12 protein-coding genes are annotated in these 12,442 nt (G+C 33.3%); 6 read left to right on the top strand and 6 right to left on the bottom strand.

Features of this window, described 5'->3' with window-relative positions; all coding sequences use genetic code 11:
* Nucleotides 1-168 precede the first annotated feature (168 nt).
* The 5 genes from ITJ86_RS00690 to xrtF all read right to left on the bottom strand — a co-directional run bounded on the left by ITJ86_RS00690 (nucleotide 169) and on the right by xrtF (nucleotide 4,393).
* Nucleotides 169-543: a heavy-metal-associated domain-containing protein gene (locus ITJ86_RS00690; protein ID WP_195869678.1), complete on the bottom strand. Its 375-nt coding sequence runs from the start codon at nucleotides 541-543 to the stop codon at nucleotides 169-171.
* Between the two features lie 95 nt (nucleotides 544-638).
* Nucleotides 639-2,873, bottom strand: a complete 2,235-nt coding sequence (locus ITJ86_RS00695) for a TonB-dependent receptor (RefSeq protein WP_195869679.1) — start codon at nucleotides 2,871-2,873, stop codon at nucleotides 639-641.
* Between the two features lie 74 nt (nucleotides 2,874-2,947).
* Nucleotides 2,948-3,370, bottom strand: coding sequence for an HYC_CC_PP family protein (locus tag ITJ86_RS00700; RefSeq protein ID WP_195869680.1), 423 nt, complete (start codon nucleotides 3,368-3,370; stop codon nucleotides 2,948-2,950).
* Nucleotides 3,371-3,420: 50 nt separating this feature from the next.
* Entirely contained in the window at nucleotides 3,421-3,849 is a 429-nt protein-coding gene (locus tag ITJ86_RS00705; RefSeq protein ID WP_195869681.1) for an exosortase F system-associated membrane protein, read from the bottom strand.
* Complete coding sequence (xrtF, locus tag ITJ86_RS00710; RefSeq protein ID WP_195869682.1) at nucleotides 3,842-4,393, bottom strand: exosortase family protein XrtF; 552 nt, start codon at nucleotides 4,391-4,393, stop codon at nucleotides 3,842-3,844. Before xrtF ends, ITJ86_RS00705 begins: the two co-directional genes overlap by 8 nt.
* A 92-nt stretch (nucleotides 4,394-4,485) precedes the next feature.
* Here xrtF and ITJ86_RS00715 point away from each other — a divergent pair, with 92 nt between their 5' ends.
* A complete protein-coding gene (locus ITJ86_RS00715; protein WP_195869683.1) occupies nucleotides 4,486-4,944 on the top strand; it encodes a GAF domain-containing protein in 459 nt (152 codons plus the stop codon).
* Between the two features lie 33 nt (nucleotides 4,945-4,977).
* On the opposite strand, the gene ITJ86_RS00720 is transcribed toward ITJ86_RS00715, so the two are convergent.
* Nucleotides 4,978-6,231 (bottom strand): ABC transporter permease, encoded by a 1,254-nt coding sequence (locus tag ITJ86_RS00720; protein WP_195869684.1) that lies wholly within the window; start codon nucleotides 6,229-6,231, stop codon nucleotides 4,978-4,980.
* Nucleotides 6,232-6,375: 144 nt separating this feature from the next.
* Here ITJ86_RS00720 and purH point away from each other — a divergent pair, with 144 nt between their 5' ends.
* The 5 genes from purH (at nucleotide 6,376) to mrdA (ending at nucleotide 12,439) form a co-directional block, all read left to right on the top strand.
* On the top strand, nucleotides 6,376-7,905 hold the full coding sequence (gene purH, locus ITJ86_RS00725; RefSeq protein ID WP_195869685.1) for a bifunctional phosphoribosylaminoimidazolecarboxamide formyltransferase/IMP cyclohydrolase: 1,530 nt from the start codon (nucleotides 6,376-6,378) through the stop codon (nucleotides 7,903-7,905).
* A 225-nt stretch (nucleotides 7,906-8,130) separates the two neighbouring features.
* Complete coding sequence (locus ITJ86_RS00730; RefSeq protein WP_195869686.1) at nucleotides 8,131-9,159, top strand: rod shape-determining protein; 1,029 nt, start codon at nucleotides 8,131-8,133, stop codon at nucleotides 9,157-9,159.
* A 10-nt stretch (nucleotides 9,160-9,169) separates the two neighbouring features.
* On the top strand, nucleotides 9,170-9,991 hold the full coding sequence (gene mreC, locus ITJ86_RS00735; RefSeq protein WP_195869687.1) for a rod shape-determining protein MreC: 822 nt from the start codon (nucleotides 9,170-9,172) through the stop codon (nucleotides 9,989-9,991).
* Entirely contained in the window at nucleotides 9,984-10,490 is a 507-nt protein-coding gene (gene mreD, locus ITJ86_RS00740; protein ID WP_195869688.1) for a rod shape-determining protein MreD, read from the top strand. Before mreC ends, mreD begins: the two co-directional genes overlap by 8 nt.
* Nucleotides 10,487-12,439 carry a penicillin-binding protein 2 gene (mrdA, locus tag ITJ86_RS00745; RefSeq protein ID WP_195869689.1) on the top strand — a complete coding sequence of 651 codons (1,953 nt, stop codon included), beginning with the start codon at nucleotides 10,487-10,489 and terminating at the stop codon, nucleotides 12,437-12,439. The genes mreD and mrdA overlap by 4 nt, the downstream gene beginning before the upstream one ends.
* Nucleotides 12,440-12,442 lie beyond the last annotated feature (3 nt).

The following is a 12,442-nucleotide window of genomic DNA, read 5'->3' on the forward strand; positions in this document are numbered from 1 at the left end:
CTGGTACAAGTAACATCAGTGTGTATAACACTATAACGTTAAAAAAGCCTTTGATTTTCATCAAAGGCTTTTGTTTTAATTAGAAGTTATAAAGCACACTACATAAAAAAAAAGCCCGAATTGTCATTCGGGCTTTCTTAATTATTTTATGACCTATCTAAAATAATTTTATTGACCGTCTTCTTTCTCCTCGACGTCATGGTCTTTTCTAACTTGTTCATCGCGATACTTACAACAAGCGTGTATTGAATTGTATTGTTCTTCTGTAGCTTTAATTTCTTTGGTGTCATGACCAACAGAAGCTACCTTTTTAGAAATAGTTTTTAAATTCGTTTTACGTTCATCAAAAATAAGTTTCAACTCATGTGTGCTGATTGTCCACACAGCAGATTTTACACCTTTGGTTCTAATCGCTGCTTTTTCAATGCGCTCTTTACACATACCACAAACACCATCAACTTCTATTGTCGCTTTTTTGTTTTTGTCTTGTGCAAATGCTAGTGTAGTTACTAATAATGTAAAGATTAAAATTACGTTTTTCATATTATTTGATTTTTGTCATTCCTGCCAAAGCAGAAATCTATTTGTTTACAATTAAATTTTTCTATTTATTAAATGACTGTGCTGGTAAGAATTGGTTACTTTATCCTAAAACGCAATCCTGCATAATACATACTGCCAAAAATTGGACCGTACACAAAATTACTATCAAAATTTGAGCCAAATGGATTATCTGCGCCTATTACAGGATTGTCTTGACGCACATTAGTCACATTTTCTCCTCCTAAATATACTTCAAATTTTGGAGAAAATACTTTAGTGACTTGTAAATTCAACGTTCCTACCGTTGGTGTTTCGTCTGGCAATTGATATTGCGGCGCACTTAAATCTGTACTCGGAAAACGTTGCGCACTTAACCAATTATAGGTCGCATCAAATTTCCACTGCGAATTATTCTTTATTTCCGTTTCATAAGATGCATTAGTAAATAAGCGATGCTTTGGCACTAGTGGTTTTTCTAATTGACCAGATTCATAATCAGTTTGTATGTCATAATACTTATATGCCATTCGTAAATCAAAATGCTCAAAAGCGTTATAATTAAATTCAAACTGAAAACTATTAGCATAGCTATCTCCTTCTAAATTATAAAAGTTAACTTCAAAGGGGTTTTCCCAATCGACCACCACTTGATTCTGAAAATCAGTCCTATAAAAATCGAAAGTAACATCTGCTTTTCTATCAAATAGGTTAAAGCCTTGCAAATAGCTTATTCCATAATTCCATGCAATTTCAGGATCTAACCCATAAACTTTTCCGCCTGAATTTAATATGTTGATTTGTCTAGAGCTCGCAAACATATTTTGGTTTTCAGCAAAAATATTAGCACTTCGTTTTCCTCTTCCTATTGAGAATCTTAACGCTGATTTCTCCCAAGGTGTATAACGCAAATGGAAACGAGGTGTTACAAAAAAGCCTAATCTATTGTGCTGATCGGCTCGTATGCCAGCTGTCATTGTTAAATCATCTAAGTTATCGAAAGCATACTCAAAAAATCCACCTACGGAATTTTCTGTACGTTCATAATCCGTTGTATTCACCAATTCATCAAAATGATCGTAAGTAAAACTCAAACCTGTCTTGACTTTATGACGCGAATCTGAAATAATAGAACTATAAATTACATTAGAATAAAAACTATTATGCTGAATATCATATTGATTCAATCCAAAATACGAATCTTGTTCATGATGACTAAACGCCATTTGAACTCCAAGGTTTTGATATGGAATTTCCGGATTAACATAACCTAATTTTGTTGTCAATTCAAAACGTTCAGAATTTATTTCGCTTCCCCAAGCATTAGTTGTTCCACTATCCGTATCCGGATCAAAATCGACTTCACCTGCCTGTTTTTCATCATTTAGGTATTTCAAATTAATGAAGGTAACAATGCCTTTTTCAGGGTTGGTATATTGCCAACGGTTCATAACATTAATCTGATTGTAAAGTGGCATATCTAAAAACCCGTCGTCATTAACATCGTGCTTTTCTTGATGCGTATTACCATGCAAGTACAAACCTGTACTCCACTTCTCAGACACTTTAGTATTAAAATGCGTGTTTAGCTCTAACCGCTCGCTAGAAGCTCCATAAAGATTTACAAAAAGTTTATCATCGGTTGAAGGTTTAACAAGTTCGGCATTTATTTGACCAGCAATACTCTCAAAACCATTAACCACACTTCCTGTTCCTTTGGTAATCTGAATACTTTCTACCCAAGTACCAGGAATAAAACTTAAACCATAAGCCTGAGATGCGCCTCTAATAGCAGGAATATTCTCCGTTGCAATCAAAATATACGGAGAGGTTAAACCCAACATCTTTATTTGTCGTGTTCCTGTAACCGCATCAGCAAAATTAACATCAATAGATGGGTTGGTTTCAAAGCTTTCTGCCAAGTTACAGCAAGCCGCTTTTAGCAGCTCATCACTAGTAACTGTAAATGTATTGGCGGCTTTTAAGTAGGATTTTTGGGTTGCTTGATTTCGCGATGTGATTTCTACAGCATCTAACTCATCGCTAGCTTGAAGCACATGTTTTATGTGCTTGTTTTTATTAACTATTAACGTATCTGTTTTAAAGCCTACATAACTAATAACTAACTCGTTATATGAAAACTTATATGGTAATGTAAATGTGCCGTCTTCAGCTGTAATTGCTCCGATTGAGGAATCTAACCAGTAAACATTTGCACCAGGTAATGGCATTTCTTTTCCGCTGCTAGTTTCTAAAACAACGCCTTTTAATTGGTCTTGTGCTGATAACATAAGCGACAAGAACAAGAATTTAATAACTAAATATCTTTTCATTTGTTTGATTTATAAGTATAACTTAATCGTGCATAAACTGCACTATTTTAATGTTTCAAAAAGTTATATCTAAATCAAATTAGGTAAGTTTCATCTAGGACTTGTATATCCTTGATGAGTAGCGGTGAAACATAATCTTTGTGAGGAATGACTTGATTTGATACGTCTTCAAAAAGATTAAGGTAAGAATAGCTATAAGCTATTAAAACGTGTTGTTGAATAACCTCAAAGTCTTCAAACGATGTAATGATTATTTCAGAAAGTCCTTCAATAACATCAATTTCATCTTTACAACAATCGTTTATAATGGTCTTTGATTCATTCAAATCATCATTGATAGCAATATCATCTTCGCACTTTTCAGATTCTGAAAATATAGCAACATCAATTAAAACATCACCACAAAAGTGTTTTTCTATGGTTAATGATAAGGTTGATAACAACACCAATAACGATAGGACTACAGAAAATGTTTTATATGTGTATGAAAATTTCACGATGCAAAGCTACAAAATTATTAAATTCTCAGCATATGATTTAATAACATTTAACGATTTAGCTTATGGTAATAAAAAGCTGGCAAAAGCAAAATTAACCCAATTGGCTGAATTAAAAAGCGTCTAATATTAAAAAACAAGTAGTAATCTTCTTGCTTAGGATTTATTACAAAATATAAAAAAGGAATGAGTAATAAAACATACGCTATGGAAAATATTAAAACCGAAAACTTAACAATGCTTTTATCTTTAAAGATGATGTATAAAATACCTAAAGAAATCACAGTATTTAAAACAAATCGCAATGTTGTATACAACACAAGTTTAGCAATTTCTCGTCTTGGGCTATCCATATATAAATAGTCATTTTCAAAGAACGACAAATATGGGTCGTAAAATAGAATGTTTTCAAAAGCTCTTATTAAAATTAAAAGCAAGATCAGAATTCCAACTATTATATAGGAGACTATTTTACTCATTTTGATTCAACTTTTTAGAAAATCGATTCACCCAAACCATCCAAAGCAGAAAAACAGTACCATAAATTATCAATGGGAAAATTACAGAATGTAGAATTTCTCTTCTCCATGGATAATGATAAAGTCCTATGGATAAAATTACAATCCTAATTAAATTGAATGCATAAATAATTATACTACCTGCTAAGCCATATAATACGGTAGTTTTAATTTTACCTGCAAAAGCAATTATAAAAGACAAAAACAAAATAATGACGCTTATGGCATTACAGCCTTCAATAACTCGTGCCAAGTACTTTCCGTTAATAATCAGTTTCATTGACGGTTCATTAGGATGTGGCATAATACGAGACTCATAACCCAAACCATTTAATAAAACATTGGTTTGTTCTGCCACTAAATGGGTTAAGTAATCCGGATAAAAGTGAGAACCATCTGACACATTTAAATAGAGATTATAACCTATAGTTAAAACACCATAAACAATCAAAAAAGTGACTATAAAACGAATTACAGATTTATATTTTACTAAAAGTGCCTTCAAAAGTTTCTAATGTTAGTTTGGTGTTAAATTTATAAAAACAGTATTTTAAAACAGTGTATTTTAGATACTTTTGCAAAAAGTTTTTTACACCTATGAATTTACAAGAGTTAAAGCCCGAAATAAAATCTATTATTGAACAGAGTAACCTTTCTGTAGATCAACGTTTATTAAAAATTTGTGAAACTCTAGAAGCTAATATAAGTTATTATAATTGGGTTGGGTTTTACTTTAAAAACGGAGACAAAAACGAATTAAAATTAGGCCCTTACGTTGGTGAGCCAACAGATCATACTATAATACCGTTTGGTAAAGGTATTTGCGGACAAGTTGCCATTAGTAACAAAAACTTTGTAGTGCCAGATGTGGCTGCACAAGATAATTATATTGCGTGTAGTATAACCGTTAAGGCAGAAATTGTAATTCCTATCTTTGTGAATGATGAAAATATAGGTCAAATTGATATAGACTCTAACACTCCTGACCCATTTACTGAAGCAGATGAACGATTTTTAGAATTTGTGTGCAAAAAAGTAGCTAGTATACTCAACTAAAAGTACTCAGATTACTTTTGTTAAAAGGAAAAACTACATTCCTGTACGTATCGCTTCTACAGGATCTAAGCGTGAAGCCGATAATGCAGGAATAACACCTGATATTAAGCCTATTATTGAAGATATAAAAAATCCAAGAGCCATATTTTGAGGCGATAGTACAAATTCAAATTCCTCTACAGCACTACTTCCTATTATAGTTCCTATCCATACTAAAACCAAACCTACTAAGCCGCCAACTACAGCAAGAATAACAGCTTCAAATAGAAACTGAAACAATATAAACTTATTCTTAGCACCTAATGATTTCTGTATTCCTATCAGATTCGTTCGTTCTTTAACGCTTACAAACATAATATTGGCAATTCCGAAACCACCTACTAAAAGTGAAAAACCACTAATAACCCAACCTATTAGATTTAAACTACCTATTATAGTATCAATAACATCTTGAAATCCGGACAAAACACTGATAAAAAATGTGTCAATTTCATCAGGTTTCAAACCTCGTTTAGTTCGCATTACTTGTGTGATTTCGGCTTTTACCCCTTCAACATCAGCACCTTTTTCTGGTTTAATGATTACAATATATTTCATAAAAGGGTTATTATCGCCATATCGATTTCTCACATAATTAGCTGGAAGAAATATTGAAACATCATTACTATCTCCAAACAAACCAGACCCCTCTTTTTTAACAACTCCGATAACGGTAAACTTCTGACCATACAAGCGTACTTTTTTACCGATGGGTTCTAACTCACCAAAAAGAGATTTTGCAATTTCTGATCCTATAACGACAACAGGTCGACCAGAATTAGATTCAGACTCGTTGTAAAAACGCCCCTTTTCAAATTCCATAACTTGTATATCAATAAACTCATGTGAAACTACAACCGTATTTACACTGCTTACCAATTCAGATTCGTACCTAATATTTTCGCGTTTTACAAACAACTGTAATGCTACATGCTCCGCTTCTGCAACAGACGATTTTATACTTCTATATTCATTAAAAGAGACCTCATCAAAAGTTTCTCTTTGCCAACGCGGCACGTCTGTTGGACCAAAAGACATATTCGCTAAATACATGGTATTACTGTCTAAAGAACTCAGTTGACCTTGTATCGTTTTGTCTAATGAATCAACCGCAGCTAAAACAGCTATAATAGAAAATATCCCAACTGTAACACCTAAAAGTGATAAGAATGTCCTTAGTTTATTGGTGCGAAGCGCATTTATCGCGAATGAAAAACTCTCTTTTAATAAACGTAAATAGACCAGCATGCAAGGTTTGTTTTATAACATTTTAAAGATAGGACGTTTTCAACAATATATTGTTACAAAAAACTTAAAGAAACTCATTTTTGGATTAAGTTTTTCTTTTTGAATATGCGTACTTTTGCAGCATCAAAAACACAACACAACATTATGAGCAACAAAACCATTTCATCGGCACTAATTTCGGTATTTAGTAAAGATGGATTAGCACCTATCGTAAAAAAATTAAACGACCTCAACGTTACGATATATTCCACAGGAGGAACAGAAAAATTTATTAAAGACTTAGGTATCGACGTCGTACCTGTAGAAGACGTAACGTCTTATCCTTCAATTCTTGGTGGACGTGTAAAAACGTTACACCCAAAAGTTTTTGGCGGTATCTTAAATCGTCAAAACCACGATGGTGATGTTGCTGAGCTAAAAGAATTTGACATTCCGCAAATCGATGTGGTTATTGTTGATTTATATCCGTTTGAAAAAACAGTTGCTTCTGGAGCAAGCAATCAAGATATTATTGAAAAAATTGATATTGGTGGTATTTCTTTGATTAGAGCTGCAGCTAAAAATTATGCTGATGTCACTTGCGTTTCTTCAGTAGATGATTATGCTGAATTTTTAGAATTATTAGAATCTAAAAATGGTGAAACTTCTGAAGAAGACAGAAAGCAATTTGCAGCGAAAGCGTTTAATGTATCGTCACATTATGATTCTGCAATCTTTAATTACTTCAACAAAAACCAAGAAATTCCATCTTTAAAAATTTCAGAAAACAACGGAAAGGTATTGCGTTATGGTGAAAACCCACATCAAAAAGGCTTTTTCTTCGGTGATTTTGATGAAATTTTCACAAAACTACATGGTAAAGAATTAAGCTACAATAATCTTTTAGACGTAGATGCAGCCGTTAATTTAATGTTAGAATTTAAAAACGACGCACCAACATTTGCCGTATTAAAACACAACAACGCATGTGGATTAGCACAACGCGATACATTACATCAAGCTTATGTAGATGCTTTAGCAGGTGATCCTGTTTCTGCTTTTGGCGGAGTGTTAATCAGTAATTCAGAAATTGATGTAGCCACTGCTGAAGAAATTCATAAACTATTCTGTGAAGTTGTTATTGCACCTTCTTTTTCTGCAGAAGCCTTAGACATTTTAAAAGGAAAGAAAAATAGAATCCTTTTAATTTTGAATGATATTGAAATGCCACAAACCAACGTTAGAAGTTGCTTAAATGGTGTTTTAGTTCAAGATAGAAATAACGTAACAGACACACTTGAAGGTTTAAAACCGGTAACAAATAAAACGGCAACTACTGAAGAGCTAGACGATTTAATATTTGCTTCAAAAATCTGTAAGCACACAAAATCTAATACCATTGTTCTTGTTAAAGGCAAACAATTATGTGCAAGTGGCACAGGACAAACAAGTCGTGTTGATGCTTTAAACCAAGCGATTCACAAAGCGCAATCTTTTAAATTTGATTTAAACGGAGCCGTTATGGCAAGTGATGCCTTTTTTCCATTTCCAGATTGTGTAGAAATTGCGGATAATGCAGGAATTACAGCTGTAATTCAACCAGGAGGCTCAATAAAAGACCAACTAAGTATTGATTATTGTAACGACAATAATGTGGCTATGGTAATGACAGGAACACGTCATTTTAAACATTAGAACCGTCATTTGAGAACCCAAAATTGAGATGTAAATCATCTTAATTTTGGGTTCTTTTTTTTTGCCAAAGTCCTCATCTCATTTATTTTATTATTAATGAGTAAGAAAAAATAAAAAAAATTCAGCAATAAACATCTTTAAACATATAAATAACGTATATTTTACTACTTTTACAGATAGTCTTAAGAATTACACACGAACAACCCAAATAATTAAGAATAGCGCATGGGATTTTTTGATTTCCTAACGGAAGAAATAGCCATAGATTTAGGAACCGCAAATACACTGATAATACACAATGACAAAGTTGTTGTTGACAATCCATCGATAGTAGCAAGAGACCGCATAAGCGGAAAAATCATAGCCGTTGGTAAAGAAGCCAACATGATGCAAGGAAAAACACACGAAAACATTAAAACAATTCGTCCATTAAAAGATGGTGTAATTGCTGATTTTGATGCTTCTGAGCAAATGATTAGTATGTTTATAAAAAACATTCCTGCATTGAAAAAGAAATTTTTCAATCCGGCTTTACGTATGGTGGTTTGTATTCCTTCTGGTATTACCGAAGTTGAAATGCGAGCAGTAAAAGAATCTTGTGAGCGTGTAAACGGTAAAGAAGTCTATTTAATTCACGAACCAATGGCAGCAGCAATTGGTATTGGTGTAGATATTATGCAGCCAAAAGGAAATATGATTGTAGATATAGGTGGTGGAACTACCGAAATCGCAGTAATTGCTCTTGGAGGTATTGTTTGTGACAAATCTGTAAAAGTTGCAGGAGATGTTTTTACAAATGATATTATCTATTACATGCGTACGCAACACAATTTATATGTTGGGGATAGAACGGCTGAAAAAATAAAAATCCAAATTGGTGCAGCAACTGAAGATTTAGAATTACCGCCAGAGGATATGAGTGTTCAAGGTCGTGATTTATTAACAGGAAAACCTAAACAAGTTCAGATTTCGTTTCGCGAAATTGCAAAAGCTTTAGATAAATCTATTTTACGTATTGAAGATTCTGTAATGGAAACGTTATCTCAAACTCCTCCAGAATTAGCTGCTGATATTTATAACACAGGTATCTATTTAGCAGGTGGAGGCTCAATGTTAAGAGGATTAGATAAGCGTTTATCTCAAAAAACGGACTTACCAGTGTACATTGCTGAAGATCCGTTAAGAGCTGTAGTTAGAGGTACTGGTATTGTGCTTAAAAACTTACCTAAATACAAAAGCATATTGATTAAATAAGCCATAAATAATGCAACAAATTATTAATTTTGTTATAAGAAACAAAACATTTCTGTTGTTTTTATTGCTTTTTAGTATTGCTTTTGCTTTAACCATTCAATCGCATTCTTATCACAGAAGTAAATTCATTAATTCTGCCAATTTTTTAACTGGTGGAGTGTATGGAACAATGAATTCTGTAGATCAATATTTCGATTTAAAAACAACCAATGATATTCTGTCTGAAGAAAATAGACTTCTAAGAGAACAGCTTTTTAATACTGCTGGTATTGAGGACTCAACATATATAGACAGTTCGTATTCAAAAGGGCTCTACCGAGTTACAATTGCAGAACTTTATAAAAACAGTTACTCTTTATCTCACAATATTCTTACTTTAAACAAAGGTAAAAACGATAGTATTAAGCAAGATTTTGGTGTAATGACGTCCAATGGCATAATTGGTATTATCGATAATACGTCTAACAACTATTCTACAGTATTATCTATTTTAAATGTAAAAAGCCAGATTAATGCTAAAATTAAAACTACGAATCATATTGGCTCTTTAACTTGGGATGGCAAATCTCCTGTTTATGTTCAGTTAGAAGATGTATCGCAATTTGCACCTGTAAAAGTTGGAGACACTATTGAAACGGGTGGTGAATCATCAATTTTCCCAAAAGGCATTGGCATTGGTACAATTACTAGTTTTGAAACCGATATTAGTGGAGATACCTACACCATACAAGTAAAATTGTTTAATGACATGACTAACATCGGAACCGTTTATATTTTAGAAAACTTAGACCGTACCGAAATTCAATCCTTAGAAAATAAAAGTAATGAATAGTATTGCTGGTATCAATCTCACACGATTTATTCTACTACTATTAGTACAAGTGGTCATATGTAATCATATCGACTTTTTAGGGTATATAAATCCTTATATCTATATCATTTTCATCTTTCTATTTCCGATTAGAGAAGAACGATTAGCGCTTTTAATTGTTAGCTTTTTACTAGGCTTGCTTGTGGATTTATTCTCAGATTCTGGAGGAGTACATGCTGCAGCCGCAGTAAGTTTGGCTTATATTAGACCTATACTTTTAAAAAGCTCATTTGGAATGTTATACGAGCACCACAGTATAAAGTTTAGCACGACAGATATTGGTAGCTTAATTACTTATATTTCATTAGGAACTGTTATTCATCATTTAGTTTTATTTTCTCTAGAAATATTTAACATTTCCAACATACTAATAACCTTAAAAAAGACGTTATTTTCTAGTATCTTCACGACACTTCTAAGTGTATTGATAATAATTTTATTTAGCCGAAACCGAAAATGAGAAAACTGCTTTTATTAACAACTGTGATCTTTGTTGGTCTTGTTTTTATTGCGCGTTTGTTTTATCTTCAGGTCTATGATAATGACGCCTACAATGTTTTTGAAGACAATGCCATTAGAAAGGAATACCATTACCCTAAACGTGGTTACGTCTACGATCGAAATGGGAAATTATTAGTTGCCAACCAACCGTCTTACGATGTTATGGTAATTCCTAGAGAAGTGGCTCCGTTAGATTCTTTGGAAATTCAAGAATTTTGTAATCTTCTAAAAATTACACGAGAGGATTACGATAGTAAATTAGAAAAAGCCACGCATTACTCTCCTAGACTTCCTTCTCCGTTTGTACCACAACTTTCAAAAAGAGATTATGCTGTTCTTCAAGAAAAAATGAGAAAATTTGAAGGTTTTTATATTCAGAAACGTTCACTGAGATCATACCAAACAAATATTGGTGCTAACGTACTTGGTGACCTTGGAGAGGTTAATCGTAAAACTATTGTAAACGACCCTTATTATTCGCTAGGAGACCTTATTGGAAAACAAGGCATTGAGAAAACCTACGAAAACACCTTAAGAGGAGTTAAAGGTATAAAATTCATTCAAAAAAATCGATTTAATAAAAACATTGGGCCTTTTAAAGAAGGGACACTAGATACCTTGCCTCAACCAGGAAAAGACATCACAATTACTATCGATTCAGAGTTACAAGCCTACGGAGAATTGTTAATGAAGCATAAACGTGGAGGTATCGTTGCCATTGACCCAAGTAGTGGTGAAATTCTCGCCATGGTCACAGGTCCAAGTTACAATCCTAACTTATTAGTGGGAAGAGAGCGTAATAAAAACTTTTCAAGCTTATTCCTAGACAAAGTAAACAAACCAACGTTCGATAGAGGTTTACAAGCTCAATATCCACCTGGATCACCATTTAAAGTCATCAATGCACTTATTGGGTTACAAGAAGAAGTTGTTACAGTTAACGAAACATTTCCATGCAGAATGGGGTATTATTATGGTAGTAGAAAACTTACAGGTTGTCACTACCACAGAAGCCCAATAGCTATGAATGATGGTATCGCTCAATCGTGTAATGCTTATTTTATAAATGTTTATCGCCGTGTTGTTGATAAATATGATGATGTAGGAGAAGGAATGAATATTTGGGCAGAGCACGCAAAAAGTTTTGGCTTAGGTAATTACTTGAATAACGATTTATCTGTTGGACAACCAGGTAGAATTCCTGATGGTGATTACTACGATAGAGCATACGGAGACAATCGTTGGGGATCCACCTATATTGTGTCTAATGCTATTGGCCAAGGAGAAGTTGAAGCAACGCCAATTCAACTAGCCAATATGGTGGCTGCTATCGGGAATCGAGGGTATTATTATACACCTCATATTATTAAAAATATTGAAGGTGATACTATTCCTAAAAAGTACAAAACACCTAAATACACCACAATAGACAAACGTCATTTTGAACCAGTAGTACAGGGTATGTTTGATGTTTATAACAATGGAACAGCCCGATATCTTCAAGTTCCAGATATTGAAATCTGTGGAAAAACAGGTACGGCAGAAAACTTTACAAGAATAGACAGCGTTAAAACGCAACTTACCGACCACTCCATATTTGTCGCTTTTGCACCAAAAGACAACCCAAAAATAGCCCTTGCCGTTTTTGTTGAAAATGGATATTGGGGCAGTCGTTTTGCTGGCCGAATGGCAAGTTTAATGATTGAAAAACACATTAAAGGCCATATTACAAGAACCGATTTAGAGCGATGGATTTTAACGCATAGTTTAGAAAATGAATACAAAAAACCGTATTCTGGAGAACCCTTTAAAATTAACGGTGAAACAACACTTCAGGTAATTGAAAATTACGCTACAGAAGAAAATTATCCAGTAGCAACCCAAAACGAAAGTGACGTTAAATTATAATTT

This window comes from Winogradskyella marina, assembly GCF_015645385.1.
In the GTDB taxonomy this organism is placed as follows: Bacteria; Bacteroidota; Bacteroidia; order Flavobacteriales; family Flavobacteriaceae; genus Winogradskyella; species Winogradskyella marina.

Coding starts and splice junctions, on each gene's coding strand:
- mrdA (WP_195869689.1), top strand. CDS start 10,487: ATGAGAAAACTGCTTTTATTAACAACTGTGATCTTTGTTGGTCTTGTT.
- ITJ86_RS00695 (WP_195869679.1), bottom strand. CDS start 2,873: ATGAAAAGATATTTAGTTATTAAATTCTTGTTCTTGTCGCTTATGTTA.
- mreC (WP_195869687.1), top strand. CDS start 9,170: ATGCAACAAATTATTAATTTTGTTATAAGAAACAAAACATTTCTGTTG.
- ITJ86_RS00690 (WP_195869678.1), bottom strand. CDS start 543: ATGAAAAACGTAATTTTAATCTTTACATTATTAGTAACTACACTAGCA.
- ITJ86_RS00720 (WP_195869684.1), bottom strand. CDS start 6,231: ATGCTGGTCTATTTACGTTTATTAAAAGAGAGTTTTTCATTCGCGATA.
- ITJ86_RS00715 (WP_195869683.1), top strand. CDS start 4,486: ATGAATTTACAAGAGTTAAAGCCCGAAATAAAATCTATTATTGAACAG.
- ITJ86_RS00730 (WP_195869686.1), top strand. CDS start 8,131: ATGGGATTTTTTGATTTCCTAACGGAAGAAATAGCCATAGATTTAGGA.
- ITJ86_RS00705 (WP_195869681.1), bottom strand. CDS start 3,849: ATGAGTAAAATAGTCTCCTATATAATAGTTGGAATTCTGATCTTGCTT.
- mreD (WP_195869688.1), top strand. CDS start 9,984: ATGAATAGTATTGCTGGTATCAATCTCACACGATTTATTCTACTACTA.
- purH (WP_195869685.1), top strand. CDS start 6,376: ATGAGCAACAAAACCATTTCATCGGCACTAATTTCGGTATTTAGTAAA.